Source organism: Terriglobia bacterium, from assembly GCA_020072565.1.
Classification (GTDB): Bacteria; Acidobacteriota; UBA6911; order UBA6911; family UBA6911; genus JAFNAG01.
Genome location: JAIQGI010000017.1, coordinates 90,490 through 108,297 on the forward strand (window position 1 = coordinate 90,490; position 17,808 = coordinate 108,297).

Genomic DNA, 17,808 nt, shown 5'->3' on the forward strand with positions numbered 1-17,808 from the left:
TCTCTGAGGCTCAAAGTGGCTACCAGTGAAGCTGCAATAGTGGAGACCACCAATTTGACACGGCGCTTCGGGGAGCTGACGGCGGTGGACGGACTCTCCATCAGGATCGAGCGCGGCGAGATCTTCGGCCTGGTGGGCCCTGACGGCGCGGGCAAGACCACAACCTTGCGCCTCCTGTGCGGGCTTCTCGATCCCACCGAGGGTACGGCACGAGTCGTGGGCCACGACGTGCAGCGCGAACTCGAGTCGGTCAAGGATCGCATCGGCTACATGGCACAGCGCTTCGGGCTCTATGTCGACTTGACCGTCGATGAAAACATGGGCTTTTACGCCGATCTGTTCGGCATTTCCGCGAGCGAACGCAGCGCGCTGACCGCCCAACTGCTCAAGATGACACGCATGGCCCCTTTCCGGGGAAGACCGGCGGGAAATCTCTCCGGCGGCATGAAACAGAAACTGGGCCTGATGTGCACGCTGCTTCACCGTCCCCAGGTCCTTTTTCTGGATGAGCCGACCAACGGCGTCGATCCTGTCTCGCGGCGCGACTTCTGGGCCATCCTGTATCAATTGGTAAAGGACGGCCTGACCGTCGTGATCACCACAGCGTATCTCGACGAAGCGGAACGCTGCAACCGCATCGGCCTGATGCACAAGGGAAAACTCATCCGGTGTGAGGCGCCTGATGCGCTCAAGCGTAATCTCGATGAGGTTTGCTACGAGGTGCGGACTCCCGATGCGCGCCGGACGCGGGAAATAATCGAGCGCCTTCCCGGCGTGGTGAGCGTTGAGCCCTTCGGCGCGGCGCTGCACCTGTTCCTCTCGCCTGGGCAGACCTCGGCGGACAGGCTGGAACGGGAAGTCGCTTCCCATGGCATCGAGCCGGTCGAACTCAGGAAGATCGTTCCTTCCCTGGAGGACGCTTTCATCGCGCTGATCCGCAAAGCGGGGCGCGCAAGTCCCGGAAACGGAGGAGCACAGCGCGGGACATAGCCGCGCGCAGAAATCTCAGCGCAGCGTTCGCTGAGATTTCAGAGGCCACAGAAGACTAAAGAAGAGAAAGAGCATGCAGGAAGGTTGGGCGGTTGAAGTGCGGGATCTGATCAAGTGCTTCGGAGATTTTTGCGCGGTAGACCACGTCTCATTTTCGGTGCGCCGCGGCGAAATCTTCGGTTTCCTCGGCCCGAACGGGGCGGGCAAATCGACGACCATCCGCATCCTGTGCGGCCTGCTCAAACCCTCCGGGGGTCGCGCACTGGTCGGAGGCCTGGATGTCGCCGCTGTGCCGGAGCTGGTGCGCAGAAACATCGGCTATATGTCCCAGAAGTTTTCGCTCTATGACGATCTGACCGTAGGCGAGAATATCGATTTCTTCAGCGGCATCTACCGCGTCCCGCGCGACCTGCGGCGCGAGCGCAAAGAACATGCGCTGCGCATGGCCGGGCTCGAAGAACACCACGACGTCCTGACGCGAACGCTGGCAGGCGGATGGAAACAGCGGCTGGCGCTCGGTTGCGCCATCCTGCACCGTCCTCCGATCCTGTTTCTGGATGAACCGACTTCCGGAGTCGATCCCATCGCGCGCCGCACGTTCTGGGCTCTCATCTATCAGCTCTCCGAGGCCGGCCACACTGTGTTCGTCAGCACGCACTACATGGACGAAGCGGAGTATTGCCACCGTCTCGCGCTCATGGACCGCGGCAAGATCATTGCACTCGGCGCTCCTGAGGAGTTGAAGGGAAGGTTGCGCGCGCTGAGTCTGATGAACCTGGAGTCATCCGATCCCCTGGAAAGCATGCGGGCGCTCGAAAAGGAACCCGGGATCATGGACGTCGCGGTCTTCGGCGGCGGGCTTCACGTGACGGTCGCGGATCCTGGGGAAGCCGCGCCGCGCATTCGGAACGCGCTGGCTGCGAGAGGCATCGCCATCAGGGGCCTCGAGGTCATTGCGCCATCGATGGAGGACGTCTTTGTCGCCTCCATCGCAGCAGAGGAGCGGAAAGCATCATGAAACTACGCCGCACCTGGGCCGTGACCCGCAAGGAATTCCTGCACATCGTGCGTGATCCCAGAAGCCTGATCATGGCGCTGGCGCTGCCGCTGCTCATGCTCTTGCTCTTCGGCTATGCGCTCACGCTGGATATCGACCGCATCCCGACGATCGTCTATGACGCGGACCGGACGCCCGAGAGTCGAGAACTGATTTCCCGCTTCCAGGGTTCGCGCTATTTCCAGATCCTCGGCGGGGCCGACGATTACCGGACCGTCGAGGCTGCGATCGACCGGAATGAATGCCTTCTGGGAGTCGTCATCTTCAGGGACTATGCGCGCCAGTTACTGTCCGGCGGCGAGGCCCGGGTTCAGCTGCTGCTGGACGGGAGCGATTCCAACACGGCATCGATCGGCCTCGGCTATGCCCGCGCGCTGCTTCAAACCTATGATCTCGAACTGCGCACCAGCACGCAGAACCGCCGGGGTGGAGGATCGACGGCCTCACCGATCCAGCCGCGCCTGCGCATCTGGTACAATCCCGACCTGAAATCCAGAAACTACATTGTCCCGGGGTTGATTGCCGTCATTCTCATGATCATCGCCGCGTTGCTCACCTCCCTGACGATCGCGCGCGAGTGGGAGATGGGCACCATGGAGCAGCTCATTTCCACTCCTTTACGCGCCACGGAGCTGGTGCTTGGGAAAATGGCTGCTTTCTTCGCCCTCGGCGTGATCGACATGCTGGTTGCGCTCGTCGTGGGGATCAGCATTTTCCGCGTGCCCCTGCGTGGCAGCGTCCTGTTCCTGGCCTGTACCAGCGGCATATTCCTCGTCGGCGCACTCTGCTGGGGGATCCTGATCTCGGCCCTGGTTCGGTCCCAGCTGCTGGCCTACCAACTGGGCGCGCTCACTTCATTTCTGCCGGCCTTCCTGCTCTCGGGGTTTATCTTCTCCATCGAGAATATGCCGGCGGCAATCCAGGCCGTTACCTACATATTCCCGGCGAGATACTTCGTTACGATCCTGAAGGGAATCTTCCTGCGCGGCGTGGGAGCGCGCGTCCTTTGGGGCGAAGCTGTGCTGCTTCTCGTGTATGCCGTGGCGGTCTTCCTCGCCGCCACCCGAAAGCTCAAGCAAAAAGTCGCCTGAAACCTATGTGGGATCGAATCAAAGAGATCATCCGAAAAGAGTTCTACCAGACGTTGCGGGATCCGCGCACCCGAGGGCTGCTCTTCGGACCGCCCCTGATCCAGCTCATTATTTTTGGATTTGCGGTCAACATGGATGTGCAGCTGACCAGGATCGCCTGGATGGACTCGGATCGAACATCGGAGAGCCGCGCGCTGCTGTCCGCCTTCCAGGGATCGAAGTACTTCCTGGTGCAGGAAGTGCTCGACCGGGACGATCAGATCGACGGGGTGCTTGATGGGGGGCGGACCCAGGCCGTGGTGCGCGTCCTCCCCGGCTTCACACGCAGCATTTATCGCGGCGATGCAGCCGAGGTTCAGATCCTCGTCGACGGAACGAACTCCAATACCGCCGGCATCATTTCGAACTACATTTCCCAGGCTGTGGCAGGATTTGCCGCGGCCGTATTTCAGGAGCGGCAAAGTTCCCGCATGATGGCGCGTACCGAGAACATAAGCGGCCCTGCCCCGGGCCCCGGCGGCGGGCTGGCCGTGGAATCTCGGGTGTGGTTCAATCCGGACTTGAGGAGCAGGAATTACTTCGTTCCCGGAGTCATCGTCAACATCATTGCCCTGGTGACGATCATGCTGACCGCGATGAGCATCGTGCGGGAGAAGGAGATCGGCACAATGGAGCAGCTGATGGTGACCCCGCTCCGCCCGATCGAGCTCATGCTGGGCAAACTTCTTCCGTTCGCCTTCGTCGGCATCCTCCAGGCTGTGGCCATCACGGCCGCGGCGCTGCTCATCTTCCGCATACCGCTCCGCGGCAGCGCCGTGCTGCTGTTCGTTAGCGCTCTTTTCTTCCTGCTGACGACCCTGGGCATAGGCCTTTTCATCTCGACCATTTCGCGCACCCAGCAGCAGGCCATGATGTCGTCGTTTTTCTTTTTCATGCCGGCGCTGCTGCTGAGCGGTTTCGCCTTTCCCATCCGCAATATGCCGCTCCCCGTCCAGTACCTGACCTATCTCATTCCGCTGCGTTACTTCATGGAGATCGTGCGCGGCCTCTTTCTCAAGGGAACCGGGATACAGTACCTTTGGCCGCAGGTCGCAGCGCTCTTCGTCTTCGGTGTCGCGATCCTCGGACTGAGCGCCCTGCGATTCCGCAAGCGCCTCGATTAGGGAGCCGCCAAAATCTCAACGCAGAGGATGTGGAGAAACTCAATCTGACCTTGGTTTTCCCTGCGTGCGCAGCATCCTCTGTTTTGAGACTTTATTTAGATGCGGTGACCATGATTTCGACGAGGGCATCAGGACTCACCAGGCCCGTTCCTGCAGTCACGCGGGCAGGCGGATCCGCCTTGAAAACCTCACGGTAAGCCTCGTTCATGGCGTTCATGTTCTTCATGTCGGTGAGGTAGACTGTCGCGTCCACCACGTCCGGCCAGTCAAAGCCGGCCGCCTTGAGCGTGCGCGCAATTCGGGCCAGGGTCGCACGTGTCTGCCCCGCTGCGTCCCCTTTGTTGCTCGCGTCGTTTCCGAGCATACCGGAAAGGAAAAGACGATTCCCGATCCGGATCGCCGAACTCAGGTTGGGATTGGGCTGCGCCGGGCTGCCATCGGCATTCGGCGGGTTGAGCGCGTCACGCACGCCTCCTGTGACGGCCACCAGACTGATTTCCACCATCGCCTCCGGGCTCATGAGGGTGGTCCTTACGGTCGCGCGTGCGGGCGGGTTCCTTGGGAAATAGGTGCGGTATGCCGCGTTCATGTCCTGGAACAGCGCCGTGTCGGTGATGTAGACACGCGTGCCGGCGACATCGGCGAGTGTCATGCCGCCCGCTTTCAATATCTCTCCGGCGTTGTCCATCACCGTCTGGGTCTGAATCTTGATGTCGCCCGCGACGAAGGCATTGTCTTTGCCCCTGCGCGCCAGCAGCCCCGCCAGATACATCGTGTCGCCCGAGCGGATGCCGTAGCTGTACGGATTGGGAGATTTAACCCATCCGGACGGATGCACCACCTGCCGTTCCGCCCCGTCAGGAACGGCGATCATCGACATTTCAATCAGCGCTTCCGGCATGGCGAGATTGGCCATCACCGTGGTCCGGGCAGGCGGATCTTTGGGCCAATAACCTTTGTAAACTTCGTTCATCGCCGGAAAATCGGCGGCGCTTCGAAGATAGACATTCACCGACGCCGCATTTTCCAACCTCGATCCGGCCGCTTTCAAGACGCGCGCCAGATTGTCCAGGACGCGCCGGGTCTGCGCTTGGATGTCGCCGCTGGCAAACCGGCCGGTTTCGTCGGTCGCGAGGGCTCCGGAGAGATAGATGAACTTCCCCGCCTTGACTGCCGGGCTGAAGGGGAGCTTGAGATCGGCACCGGCTCGGACGATTTGTCTGGTTGATTGAATGGCAGACGGGCTTGCCAGCAGAGACAGGAAAGCAAGGACGGAAAACAGCACGCGCATGATCCACCTCCTCGGTTCGATGACGACTGGTTCCTCAGCAATTTTGACTGTGTTGCTACGGCGTCTTGATCGGGTCCAGTCCTGCCGATGCAACCAGGGTGTTGAACGCCGGCACGTCCACCTTCAATATTGTCTCCAATTTCGCCAGTTGGGTATCAAGGCGGGCTGACAAGTCTTTGAAAACCTCGTACGACTGAGCGGTCGGCCGCGCATCGGCACTCTCGACGACACCCTCGAGCGCCGCGAGCTTGTTGTTCAGCTTGATCGGAAAGTTCAGGGGATCCTGGCTGCTCTGGTTGCGGTATTGGTAGATTTCGCCCTCAATGCCGGTCAGCTTTTGTGCGAGCGTTTCGCCGCTCGCGACGAGTTGCGCATCCTTTTTCTTGTCCAGCTTTCCCAGGCGATCGCCGATCTGATCCTTCAGGTTTCGGATGCGAACAACGGTGTTGTTGGCCTGGCTGAGTTGGTCGCGAATCTGCAGGGCGAGTTTGAACTGCTCCTGCAGGTCCGCATCCGTTACGGTCGTGAGCAAAGGGTTTTTCACGATTGTGAACGAATGCGTCAGCGTCTGGCTGGGCAAGCGCGTGATCTCAGGATTGCCACCGATTGGCATCGGCCGCGTCACCGTCATGCCGGTGATTGTCAGCTCCACCTGATATCTGCCAGGCGGCGCTACCGGCCCGCGCAGGTTCCCCGCCCACAGAATGATTTTTGGAAATCCAGTCGCGTCCGGGTACCGCATGTCCCATACAAAGCGATTCATGCCGGCCTGGTCGCCGACTCGTGGCGGCGACGAGGCCCGTCCCGATTCCTCTCCCTCGCCACCTGCCGGAGTCTCCGGTTTCTGCTTTTCCTCGGCCGGGGTCCCCATGAAGCTGCGTACCAGGTTGCGCTGCCCGTCGAGAATGCTGATGGTGACCTTTTCGGCCGGCTCCGCCAGGTAGTAGTCGATCGCTATCCCTCGGCTTACAGATCGCATGGCATCGGCAGGAGCGAACAGGTACACGGGAGGTTTCGCCGCCGCGAACCCGGGAGTGAGCTGGCGCAGTACGCCGATGTTTTCGAGGACGTAAAATGAGCGGCCATGCGTCGCGATGATCACGTCGTTGTCTTTCACGGTGATGTCCTGCACGGACGTCACGGGCAAGTCCAGGCGCAGCGATTGCCAGCTCCGCCCGTCATCGAACGATGCGTAAATGCCGTGTTCCGTGCCCGCAAAGAGCAGGCCCGGCCGTTTGGGGTCTTCGCGGATCGCGCGCGCGAAATCGCGCGGCCCGATACCGTCGATGATTTTCCTCCACGTCCGGCCGTAGTCGTCGGTGCCATAAAAGTACGGGGCCCAGTCGTCCTGCTGGTACCGATTCGCGGCTGCATACGCTGTGCCCGGCTTGGTCGGCGATGCTTCGATGAGGCTGATGCGTGCGAGATCCGGCAAATCAGGCGGCGTTACTCGTTGCCAGCTCTTTCCGCCATCCCGCGTGACCGACACGATGCCGTCATCCGATCCGGTCCAGATGGTGTTCGGGTCTTTCGGCGATGGGGCAATTGTGAAGATGGTCGCATAGGTCTCGACCCCCGTCTGATCGAGCGTGATCGGCCCGCCCGAAGGTCCCATGGTTTTCGGATCGGCGCGCGTCAGGTCACCGCTGATCCGCTCCCAGCTCTGGCCTTCGTTCGTCGTGCGCCAGAGATGCTGCGAGCCGACATAGAGCACGCGCGGATCTGCGGGCGAGAAGACAATCGGAAACGTCCACTGGAACCGCTCCTTGATGTCCTTGGACGAGTGGCCCATCGGATTCTCGGGCCACACGTTGATCTCACGCATCTGGCCGGTCGACCGGTCGTACCGCGTCAGCAGGCCGCCGTAACTGCCGGCGTAAAAAATGTTCGGGTTGCGCGGATCGGCCGCGATGTACCCGCTCTCCCCCCCACCCACCTGATAGAACTCGTCCCCATTGCCGTTGCTCGGAACGCATGCGGTGCTGTTGTCCTGCTGAGCCCCGCAGACATGGTACGGGATGTGGGCGGTGGTGACCACGTGGTAGAGCTGCGCCGTCGGATAGCGCTGGCCCGTCCACGTCTCGCCGCCGTTCGTCGACACGTTGGCGCCACCGTCGTTCCCGTTGATCATTCTCGCCGGATCATCGGGGGCGATCCACAGATCGTGATTGTCACCGTGCGGCGTGCGGACCGTCTTGTACGTCTTGCCGCCGTCGTCGGAGCGATAGAAACCGGTGTTCAGGACGTAGACTCGATCGCGGTTTTTCGCATCCGTGTAGATCCGGGTGTAATAAAAGGCGCGCTGGCGGAATCGGCGCTCGTCGTTTACTTTCATCCAGGTCATGCCGCCATCGTCCGATCGGAAGATGCCTCCATCCTCGGCTTCGATGATCGCCCACACGCGGTTTGAATCGGCGCCTGATACCGACACGCCGATTTTGCCGATAATCCCCTTGGGCAATCCCGGGTTGCGCGTGATCTCGGTCCAGTTGTCTCCGCCGTCGGTCGACTTGAACAGTCCGCTCCCCGGCCCTCCGCTCGAAAGCGAGTAAGGCGTCCGAAACACCTCCCAGATGGCCGCAAAGAGCATCTGCGGATTCTTCGGATCGATGCAGAGATCGACTGCGCCGGCATGGTCGCTCCGGTACAGGACCTTCTGCCAGGTTTTGCCTCCGTCTCGAGAGCGGAAGACTCCGCGATCCGGATTCGGCCCGAAGGGGTGGCCGAGCGCTGCGACGAAAATGACATCCGGGTTGGTCGGGTGGATGCGAATCCGTCCGATGGCCTGAGCATCCGTCAAGCCGCTTGGCGTCCAGGTCTTGCCTGCATCAGCCGATTTGTAGAGACCGTCGCCCTGGATGATGTCGCCGCGGAGTTCGGTCTCACCGGTGCCGATGAAGACGATGTCGGGATTTGATTCCGAAACGGCGACGGCGCCGACCGACGAAGTCCGGAGGACGGTATCCGTGACGGATTTCCATGTGGTTCCGCCGTCCGTGGTCTTCCACAACCCGCCGCCCGTCGCGCCGAAGTAATACTCGAGCGGGCGGCTCGGACTGCCGGCAACCCCGATCGACCGGCCGCCTCGATTCGGCCCGATGTTACGCCATTTCAGGCCGGTGAAAAACTGCGGATCATAGCTGATGGTGACTTGAGCCGCGTTCTGCGTTGTGCCTGTGATTGTGACGGCGTCGGCGATCGCAACGACAAGTAACAAAGTTCCAGCGGAAAGGGAGGCTAAGCTTCGCATGGTTGCGTCTCCATTAGGGCGATCAGGTGTTCAACTCCCGTGGCTTGACTTCAGCCGGCCGGCGGATCCTCAGCCTCTGAAGTGGTTCAGCGCCTGAATCGCATATCCCATACAGATGAAACGGGGCCGTTTCTCCCGCCCGAGAGTATTACTTAATCTTTTGCATTTCACTAGTATTCTCGGAGCAGGTCGAATGATCGCCGGAGGGGGCGGCACCGTGATTGGACGGCGGTTCCAGTATGTCGTAGTATTTCTCGATTGGTGGAAGGCGCGCCCTCCCGGTGAGGGCGCAACCCTGCCCTCTGCTGGCAGAATTTTCTGACGGGTGACCCTGATGACAGATACCATTCAACCCACACCCCACGGCGACATGCCCGGTGAAGAGATTTTCTCCGATACCCCTTTCGAGGAATTCTCCAATGCGAATTACGTAAACCGTAGCGATAACTACGGATACCTGGGAGATCGCGAACAGGAAGTGCTGGAGCGCCTGATCGACTTCATCCGTGTGACCGAGATGCGAAACCTCGGCTATCCCATTGGGACCAATCACACCGCTTTGGGTGGCAAGAACTTCGGCCACTGCCTGTTGATCAAGTACCTCGTCTTCGGCGGTCCCGATCGGTTGGAGAACGTCCAGGTTCTGCTTCCCAATACCAAGATGTTGGGATCTGTCTTTTACTTCACTTTCCTCCACCACAACAAGGAGCTCCAGCACCTCCTCCGCGCCAAGTACGAAACGAAGGGTTATTCAAAGGCGGATTACATTGACATCAAGGAAGCCTTTCGGAAGGCCGAAGTGCCCAGGGTTATTAAGGAAGAGCTGCTCGTCTTGCTGCAGAAGACGCAGCACGATTTTTACATCCTCCGCTCCAGCGCCTCCTGCGAGGATGGGAAGCTGCCTTCGGCCGGCCTATTCGACAGCCTGGTCTACTATGACGATCGGCACGGCAAGACCATCCACCAGAGGCTCGAATACCTGGAGGACGTGATGAAGCAGGTGTTCGCGAGCTTGTTTAATCCTCCTGCCGTCAGCATGATGCTCCGATGCGGACTCAACCCATTGAGCGAGTCCATGTCCATCGTTTTTCAGCCCGTGATCGGAGACTGGTACGGGCCATACTTCTTCCCCTTGATATCCGGGGTGGTGAAGAGCACCAACACCTGGCCCTGGGGCCCGGATATCAAACGGGACGATCCTGTTGGGCGCGTGGGCATGGGGATGGGCACGTTCATGGTGGGCGAGACGGGTGGTTACTCCGAGGGCGGGCCGCGGGTGATGTCCTTCCTGGAAAACGGAGACTTCCGCCAGCTGCTGGGGGAGTACATCGACCCGGAAACCACTTATGCGACGGGCGGCAAGCCCATCGCGAGGAACGACGCCCCCGACAACGGCCAGACGTGCATGGATGTGCTCGTGGTGGAAGGGGACGGCAGGGCCAGCATCCGCACCGTGGATCTCTTTTTCGATCCCAGGAGGAAAGATAACCAGGAGGGCGCGGGCGCTCACATCCCGGCCGAACTGAGACGCATCATGGCCTCCCGGAGGCGGGTCACGAACTGGGCCACAGGCCGGCCGGAAGTGATCGAGATTTTCGACGCTCTGGACCTTCCCATGCTCATCAAGCGAAAAGAGTTTTTCAATCTCGGTTCCCTCGTGCGCAGGATCATGGACGACCTGGGCAATGAGACCCGCCAGGCAGTGAGCATGGAATTCGCGGTGCGCCCGGTTTTCACGGAAGGGGTTGATGGACAGGGGCACAAAACCAGGAAATTCACCTGCGAGTTCCATCTCCTCCAGGTGCGTCCCCAGACCACCAGCGCCATGGACCGGGAAATCTCCATGACTGATCTGACATCGGGTCAGTATTCCATGCTCGCGCGCAGCGACAGCTCCTTCGGGCACGTGGAGAGCAGCTTGAGTCATACATTCGTGCTTACCAACGAGATTGTGGCGCACCTGGGGAAGGAAAAGATTCAATGCCTGCTTCGGGACATGGACCGCGCACATCGTAACGCCTACCTGCTGGTGGGTCCTGACGCCGAGGAATTCGTCATAGGTTCCAGCGGATTCGAGAGTCTCTACAGTGGCCTCTCGCCGCAGGCGGTTATTTCCATCAAGACCCAGGCAGGGATCCACACCCTCGCAGGCTACTCCGGAAGCCATGCCGCGGACAATATCGAGCGGGCACCCGTGATCATTCAGGAAGCGGATCGCCTGGAGGTAGGCCTGCAATCGCTCGCAGAATCCATGCTCCAACGAGTCATCACCAAGGGGCTCGCGGTCACCTATCACGACCTGATGTTAGAGAAGGAAGTGCGCGTGGAACTCGACGGCACTTCGGGAAAGGGACAGGTGTTCTGTCGAGGATAGGCGCAGGTAATCCCACTCGTCGTTCGTCACTGTTCACTCATTCTTAAGAGGATTACTTGGGGTGCCTCGTGGAGAGCCGGCTGGTCATCCACTTCAGGGCGTCTTGGGCGTCGCGGTACAATGCCTGACAGCCGTTGCGGAAGCCGTGGTTCGCGGCCTCCACGGCGCGTAGCCGCCGCAGCGCAGTGTCCGGCCCGAACAACCGGCGTGCCGCCTCGGCCGGCAGGTAGCCATCGTTCGTCGATTGGAGCACCATGACCGGAAACGAGACCAGCCGGTTCAGGTAGCGGTAGGTCTCGATCTGCACTCCCTCCAGCCGTGGCGGATCGTTGGCAGACTTCGGCGCTCTCCTCCGGTAGCGGATGACATGCTCCTCTTCCTTCGTCAGCGCGATCGCCAGCAGGCCCGCCAGGTTTTGATCGAGCATTCCCTCACCCGCGGCGACCACGGAAAGCCCGGCGCCCCGTGACAACCCGACGAGAATCAGCGAGGTCGTCGAGGGCAGCCCGAGACGGCTCTCTGCGAAACCAATGATATTCTCGTAGTCCCGCGCCAGGCGTCTCGGAGTGGTAGTGTCGGTATCGGAGACCGCTCCGAGGTTTTTCAGATAGGCTCTCGAGCTGAATCCGACGACCGGGTAGTTCCACTGAGTCAGCCAGTCGAATATGTCGTGCCCCAGTCCGAGCCAGCCTCCATCCCCGGTCGCATAAATGATCAACACATTTTCAGCGGCAGGTTGGAGCGGTTTGAAGAGGCGCAGCTCGAGCGAGCGGTTGTAAAGGGTCAGCGGCTCCCGTGTCTGCATCTGGCCTTTGGCAGCAGGCACATCCAGATGGCACGAGCAACCGCTCAAGAACAACGCCGCCAACAGTATCCCTGAAGAGAATCGAGATGCACGAAACACGCGAGCGGAACCTTTTTCGCTCGCTTCGTGTGTCTCGCGGCCGGGGGCACCGTGAGGCTTGCGCTGTCCAAGGACGTAGTCAGCCGCCGGAAGAGAGACTTGGTTTCGCATCGTGTTGGTGATAAAAGATGATCCTCCCGGGGGCAGACAAAAACTCATACATGTATTATGCCACGGCTCCCGGTTTGTTTCGTTCGGGGGAGAGAGCTTCATGGCCATGAATGCCGAAACCTTTGACATCGCGATCATCGGAGGCGGAATCGTCGGGCTGGGCACCGCGCTGGCCCTGACGGAGCGCTTCCCCGGATACACCCTCGCCCTGCTCGAAAAAGAAGCCGGGCTGGCGAGCCACCAGACGGGCCACAACAGCGGCGTAATTCATGCCGGCATCTATTACAGGCCGGGATCGGCCAAGGCCAGACTGTGCGTTGAAGGGGTGCGTCTGCTGATGGAGTTCTGCCGGGCGCAGGGAGTTGCCTATGATCGCTGCGGCAAGGTCATTGTCGCGGTCACCGCGCAGGAGCTGCCACGGCTCCAGGAATTGTACGAGCGCGGCACAGCAAATGGCGTGCCCGGCCTTGAGATCATCGGCCCCGAACGCGTTCGGGAATTGGAACCGCACGCGTTGGCGGTGCGCGCTCTGTACTCGCCCAGCACAGCAATCATCGATTTCAGCGCAGTCGCCTCTGCCATGGCCGCCCAGCTCACGGCACGGGGCGCACAAATCTTCAAACAGGCGCGTGTCCGGGCGATTCGACGGCAGGCCGGCCTTCTCTATCTCGACACAGACGCCTCATCGTTTGCCGCCCGGAACCTGATTAATTGCGGCGGCCTGCATGCGGACCGCATCGCGCGCCTGATGGGCATCGACCCGAAGGTGCTCGTGGTCCCTTTTCGCGGCGAGTACTACACGCTGCGGCCCGGCTGCAATATGGTGCGCGGGCTCATCTACCCGGTGCCCAACCCACAGTTCCCCTTCCTTGGCGTGCACTTCACCAAACGAATTCGCGGCGGCTACGAGGCCGGCCCTAACGCCGTCCTGGCCTTCGCACGCGAAGGCTATCGCATGCGCGACATCCGTCTGGGGGATCTTGCCGAAATGTCCGCGTACCTGGGATTCTGGCGCATGGGATGGAAATACTGGCGCACGGAAGTCTATGAGCTGTACCGCTCGCTGAACCGGCGCGCGTTCCTGCGGGCGCTGCAAAGGCTGGTGCCCGATCTCAGGAACGAAGATCTCGAACCGGGAGGGTCCGGAGTGCGCGCTCAGACAATTACTCCCGAGGGCGCGCTCGTCGATGACTTCCAGATCATTGAAGCCCCTAACGCGATCCACGTGCTGAACGCGCCTTCGCCCGCCGCCACGGCCTCCATCGCCATCGGCAGGCACATCGCAGCCCGAGCCGCGAATTCCTTCGGCTTAAAATAGGAGGGCAAAGCAACCCGCCGAGACGCAAAGACACACACAGCAAGAAACTCCGCGCCGTGGCAACCGCATGTTGCCGGCACGGGCGTCCATGCTGTTCTCGACGAGTTCAGCCACAGCCTTGAGCGGACTTTGTTGTGACAAGGCGATAATCGTGATCGCATTCCAGTCGTCGCCGATGCGCAGCTTCCCGCCCTGCCGTCCGTGTCCCGGCTTCGCTTCCATAGTTCGGGTTACCCAGGTCCGACCCCGAACCTCAGCAGGCTACTCTTTGGTTCCGGTGGCGGCTTTCTCGCCTCTCGGCGCGGCGATTTCACTGTAGTCGAGCGTTGCCAGCTGCTGATAGAACTGGAAGCGCTTCATCACGTCCTGCTGTGCCAATTGGAGGAGGCGCTTGGCTTCTTCCGGCTGGCTCAGGGCGAGCATTTTGTAGCGGGTCTCGTTATAGGCGTAATCCTTCAGCGGCAGCTTGGGGGCCTTGGAATCGAGAACCAGCGGATTTTTCCCCTGCGCGGCCAGGCGCGGATCATAACGATACAACGGCCAGTAGCCGGTGTCGACGGCGGCCTTTTGGTTCTTCATGCCGGTCGTCATGTTGATGCCATGGGCGATACAGTGGCTGTAGGCGATGATGATGGATGGCCCATTATAGGACTCCGCCTCGAGAAACGCCTTCACGGTCTGAGCGTCGTTCGCGCCGAGGGCAACCGTCGCGACGTAGACGCTGCCGTAGTTGATCGCGTGCAGGCCGAGATCCTTCTTGGCCACCTGTTTGCCGCCGGCGGCAAACTTGGCGACGGCGCCGCGGGGGGTGGATTTCGACATCTGCCCGCCGGTGTTCGAATAGACCTCCGTGTCGAGCACGAGCAGGTTGACGTTCTTCCCCGAGGCGAGGACATGATCGAGGCCGCCGTAGCCGATGTCGTAGGCCCAGCCGTCACCGCCGACGATCCAGACGCTCTTTTTGACCAGGTAATCCGACAGGCTGAGGAGGTTGCGCGCTTCCGGCGAGTTCACGCCGGCCAGCTTCTGCCTTAGAGCCACCACGCGCCCGCGCTGGTCGTGGATCCCGGCTTCATCGGACTGGTCGGCGTTGAGGATGCCGGAGGCAAGCTCGGCGCCGATCTTGGTCGACAGCTTCTGGACCAGCTCGCGCGCCATCTCCGAGTGCTTGTCGATGGTGAGCCTGTAGCCGAGCCCGAACTCGGCGTTGTCTTCGAACAGCGAGTTGCACCAGGCGGGTCCCCGCCCCTCCTTGTTGGTGGTGTAAGGCGTCGTCGGCAAGTTGCCGCCATAAATGGACGAACAGCCGGTTGCATTGGCAACGATCGCGCGATCCCCGAATAGCTGGGTCATCAGCTTGATATAGGGAGTCTCGCCGCAACCCGAACACGCACCCGAGTACTCGAACAGCGGCTGCAGCAACTGGTTTGCCTTGATGCTGCTCATGCGCACCAGGCGCCGGTCGTACTCGGGCAGATCCAGGAAGAACTTGTAGTTTTCGCGCTCGGTCTCGCGGATGGGAAGCTGCGACACCATGTTCAAGGCTTTCAGGCGCGTTTCCTTCTTGTTCTTGGCGGGGCACACGTCCGCACACATGCCGCATCCGGTACAATCCTCCGGGGCGATCTGGACGGTGTAAGCCATGCCTTCCACGAACTCGCTCCCTTTGGTCGTCATCCATTTGAAGGTCTTCGGTGCCTTCTCCGCAAACTTCATATCATAGGCTTTGATGCGGACCGACGCGTGCGGGCAGACGATCGCACACTTGCCGCACTGGATGCAGACTTCCGGATCCCAGGCCGGTATCTCGAGCGCGATATTGCGCTTCTCCCACTGGCAGGTTCCGGTCGGAAAGGTGCCGTCCACGGGGAAAGCGCTCACCGGCAGCGAATCGCCACGGCCGGCCAGGATCGGCGCGACCACGTTCTGGACGAACGGCGGAGCTTCCTTCGCCACCACGAGCGGCCGATCGAAAGCGCTGGTCGCCTTATCGGGCACCTTGACCTCGAAAAGATTGGCCAGCGTTTGCTCCACCGCCAGGAAGTTCTTGCGCACCACCTCATCACCCTTGGAGCCGTAGGTCTTCTTGATCGCGTACTTGATCGATTCGATCGCCTCGTCGCGGGGCAGGACCCCCGAGATGGCGAAAAAGCAGGTCTGCATGATGGTGTTGACGCGGGCGCCCATGCCGGTGTCTTTAGCCACCTTGTAGCCGTCGATCACGAAAAAACGGATCTTTTTGTCGATGATCTGCTTTTGGACGGTGCGCGGCAGCTTGTCCCAGACTTCATCGGAGCCGAACGGGCTGTTGAGCAGGAACGTGGCGCCCCTCATGGCGTCCTTCAGCATATCCTGGCGCTCCAGGAACACAAACTGGTGGCAGGCGACGAAGTTGGCCTTATCAATGAGATAGGTGGAATGGATCGGGCGCGGCCCAAAGCGCAGGTGAGATACCGTGACGGCACCTGCTTTTTTCGAGTCGTAAACGAAGTAGCCCTGGGCATAGTTCGGCGTGTCTTCGCCGATGATCTTGATCGAGTTCTTGTTGGCACCCACCGTACCGTCGGCTCCCAGCCCGTAGAAAAGGGCCCTGACGACGTCGTCGCCTTCGGTCGAGAAGGCGGGGTCATAATCGATGGACGAATGGGTGACATCGTCGACGATGCCCACAGTGAAGTGGTTCTTCGGCTCGGCCTTTTTCATCTCCTCGAACACACCACTCACCATCGCGGGGGTGAATTCCTTGGACGACAGGCCGTAACGGCCGCCCACAATCAGCGGGAAGGATCGGAACGGCGCCTTGCCGCGTGAAAAGGTTTCCCCGACCGCCGTCATGACATCCTGGTAAAGGGGTTCACCGGCGCTGCCCGGTTCCTTGGTGCGGTCCAGAGCCGCGATCACGCGCACCGTCGGCGGAAGCGCGGCTACAAAGTCAGCGACCGAGAAAGGCCGGTACAAGCGCACTTTCACCATGCCGACCTTCTCGCCGCGCGCCGCGAGGTACTCCACGGTCTCCTGTGCGGCTTCCGCGCCCGATCCCATCAGCACGACTACGCGCTCGGCATCCGGAGCGCCGACATAGTCGAACAGATGGTACCGGCGCCCGACGATGCCCGCAAATCTGTCCATGGCCTTCTGCACAATCGCCGGCGCTGCCAGATAATAGGGATTGCACGTTTCCCGGGCCTGGAAGAACACGTCAGGATTCTGTGCCGATCCGCGCAAAACCGGGCTCTCCGGCGTCAGCCGGCGGCGGCGGTGGGCAAAGACCAACTCGTCGTCGATCATCGCACGCATGTCGTCTTCGGTAAGCTGCTCGATCTTCATCACCTCGTGGGAACTGCGGAAGCCGTCGAAGAAGTGAATGAACGGAACGCGCGCTTCCAGAGTGGCCGCCTGCGCGATGAGAGCGAAATCCATGATCTCCTGAATCGAATTGGAGGCAATCAGACCGAAACCCGTGGAACGGGTTGCCAGGACGTCGCCGTGGTCCCCGAAAATCGAGAGCGCATGCGTCGCCACGGTCCGCGCGGAAACATGGAAGACAGTGGAGGTAAGTTCTCCGGCGATCTTGAACATGTTGGGGATCATCAGAAGGAGCCCCTGCGACGCGGTGAATGTGGTTGTCAATGCGCCGGTTTGAAGCGCTCCGTGCACCGCTCCGGCAGCCCCTCCTTCGCTCTGCATTTCGGTGACCGAAGGGATCGTGCCCCAGATGTTGCGCAAACCCTCGGCCGCCCAGGCATCCGACCATTCGCCCATCGGAGAGGAGGGAGTAATTGGATATATGGCAATGACCTCGTTGGTTCTGAAGGCAACGTATGCCGCTGCTTCGTTACCGTCGATCGTGACCATCTGTCTTTTCATGATTGGTTATCCTCAATTCTTCAGGAAATAATGGCTTCTATTTGTTGAGAGACGGGCTGTATGAGCCAAACTCAATAGCCTACCATTAAAATTTACTAATTTAAGCTCTTTTGCTGGACTGCTGTCCGTCTTGTGATGGTGAGATTCATGGCTCTCCCTTTGTCGCGGCCGCACCCGTTCGCAGATATCGATGGAAGGCCGGCGCCACAGCCCTTCCTTCCCCCATAAACCGTTTGCACGGAATTCTCCTTCACCAGGCTTAAGCTGTTGTCGGCATTCATGAGCGCGCTTCTTCAGTGGCGGGACGATACGCCGGGGCGGTGGTGATATATCCCGATCCCCGACTGCACACGAGCAGAGTAGTGGTGCATCCGAAATTCAAACCACAAAGA

Annotated in this window: 10 protein-coding genes; 6 read left to right on the forward strand and 4 right to left on the reverse strand. The window is 60.6% G+C overall.

The window, feature by feature from the left end; all coding sequences use genetic code 11:
* The first annotated feature begins 15 nt into the window (after positions 1-15).
* The 4 genes from LAP85_12065 to LAP85_12080 all read left to right on the forward strand — a co-directional run bounded on the left by LAP85_12065 (position 16) and on the right by LAP85_12080 (position 4,301).
* Complete coding sequence (locus tag LAP85_12065) at positions 16-990, forward strand: ABC transporter ATP-binding protein (GenBank protein ID MBZ5497131.1); 975 nt, start codon at positions 16-18, stop codon at positions 988-990.
* A gap of 73 nt (positions 991-1,063) precedes the next feature.
* Positions 1,064-2,008 (forward strand): ABC transporter ATP-binding protein, encoded by a 945-nt coding sequence (locus LAP85_12070; GenBank protein ID MBZ5497132.1) that lies wholly within the window; start codon positions 1,064-1,066, stop codon positions 2,006-2,008.
* On the forward strand, positions 2,005-3,138 hold the full coding sequence (locus tag LAP85_12075) for an ABC transporter permease (protein MBZ5497133.1): 1,134 nt from the start codon (positions 2,005-2,007) through the stop codon (positions 3,136-3,138). Before LAP85_12070 ends, LAP85_12075 begins: the two co-directional genes overlap by 4 nt.
* 5 nt (positions 3,139-3,143) lie before the next feature.
* Complete coding sequence (locus LAP85_12080; protein MBZ5497134.1) at positions 3,144-4,301, forward strand: ABC transporter permease; 1,158 nt, start codon at positions 3,144-3,146, stop codon at positions 4,299-4,301.
* Between the two features lie 91 nt (positions 4,302-4,392).
* On the opposite strand, the gene LAP85_12085 is transcribed toward LAP85_12080, so the two are convergent.
* Entirely contained in the window at positions 4,393-5,592 is a 1,200-nt protein-coding gene (locus tag LAP85_12085; GenBank protein ID MBZ5497135.1) for a RidA family protein, read from the reverse strand.
* A 55-nt stretch (positions 5,593-5,647) separates the two neighbouring features.
* Complete coding sequence (locus LAP85_12090) at positions 5,648-8,842, reverse strand: glycosyl hydrolase (protein MBZ5497136.1); 3,195 nt, start codon at positions 8,840-8,842, stop codon at positions 5,648-5,650.
* A gap of 334 nt (positions 8,843-9,176) precedes the next feature.
* Here LAP85_12090 and LAP85_12095 point away from each other — a divergent pair, with 334 nt between their 5' ends.
* Positions 9,177-11,216 carry a PEP/pyruvate-binding domain-containing protein gene (locus LAP85_12095; GenBank protein ID MBZ5497137.1) on the forward strand — a complete coding sequence of 680 codons (2,040 nt, stop codon included), beginning with the start codon at positions 9,177-9,179 and terminating at the stop codon, positions 11,214-11,216.
* 52 nt (positions 11,217-11,268) lie between these two features.
* Here LAP85_12095 and LAP85_12100 read toward each other — a convergent pair whose 3' ends face one another.
* Entirely contained in the window at positions 11,269-12,084 is an 816-nt protein-coding gene (locus LAP85_12100; GenBank protein MBZ5497138.1) for a hypothetical protein, read from the reverse strand.
* A 253-nt stretch (positions 12,085-12,337) separates the two neighbouring features.
* Between LAP85_12100 and lhgO the strand changes: the two genes are divergently transcribed.
* The gene (gene lhgO / locus LAP85_12105) at positions 12,338-13,549 is read left to right on the forward strand and encodes an L-2-hydroxyglutarate oxidase (GenBank protein MBZ5497139.1); all 1,212 of its coding nucleotides are present in this window, start codon (positions 12,338-12,340) and stop codon (positions 13,547-13,549) included.
* Positions 13,550-13,810: 261 nt separating this feature from the next.
* Here lhgO and nifJ read toward each other — a convergent pair whose 3' ends face one another.
* Positions 13,811-17,416 carry a pyruvate:ferredoxin (flavodoxin) oxidoreductase gene (nifJ, locus tag LAP85_12110; GenBank protein MBZ5497140.1) on the reverse strand — a complete coding sequence of 1,202 codons (3,606 nt, stop codon included), beginning with the start codon at positions 17,414-17,416 and terminating at the stop codon, positions 13,811-13,813.
* Positions 17,417-17,808 lie beyond the last annotated feature (392 nt).

What these genes read in the sequence shown, in the direction of transcription:
- LAP85_12080 (MBZ5497134.1), top strand. Translation starts at nt 3,144, where the DNA reads ATGTGGGATCGAATCAAAGAGATCATCCGAAAAGAGTTCTACCAGACG.
- LAP85_12095 (MBZ5497137.1), top strand. Translation starts at nt 9,177, where the DNA reads ATGACAGATACCATTCAACCCACACCCCACGGCGACATGCCCGGTGAA.
- nifJ (MBZ5497140.1), bottom strand. Translation starts at nt 17,416, where the DNA reads ATGAAAAGACAGATGGTCACGATCGACGGTAACGAAGCAGCGGCATAC.
- LAP85_12075 (MBZ5497133.1), top strand. Translation starts at nt 2,005, where the DNA reads ATGAAACTACGCCGCACCTGGGCCGTGACCCGCAAGGAATTCCTGCAC.
- lhgO (MBZ5497139.1), top strand. Translation starts at nt 12,338, where the DNA reads ATGAATGCCGAAACCTTTGACATCGCGATCATCGGAGGCGGAATCGTC.
- LAP85_12090 (MBZ5497136.1), bottom strand. Translation starts at nt 8,842, where the DNA reads ATGCGAAGCTTAGCCTCCCTTTCCGCTGGAACTTTGTTACTTGTCGTT.
- LAP85_12085 (MBZ5497135.1), bottom strand. Translation starts at nt 5,592, where the DNA reads ATGCGCGTGCTGTTTTCCGTCCTTGCTTTCCTGTCTCTGCTGGCAAGC.
- LAP85_12070 (MBZ5497132.1), top strand. Translation starts at nt 1,064, where the DNA reads ATGCAGGAAGGTTGGGCGGTTGAAGTGCGGGATCTGATCAAGTGCTTC.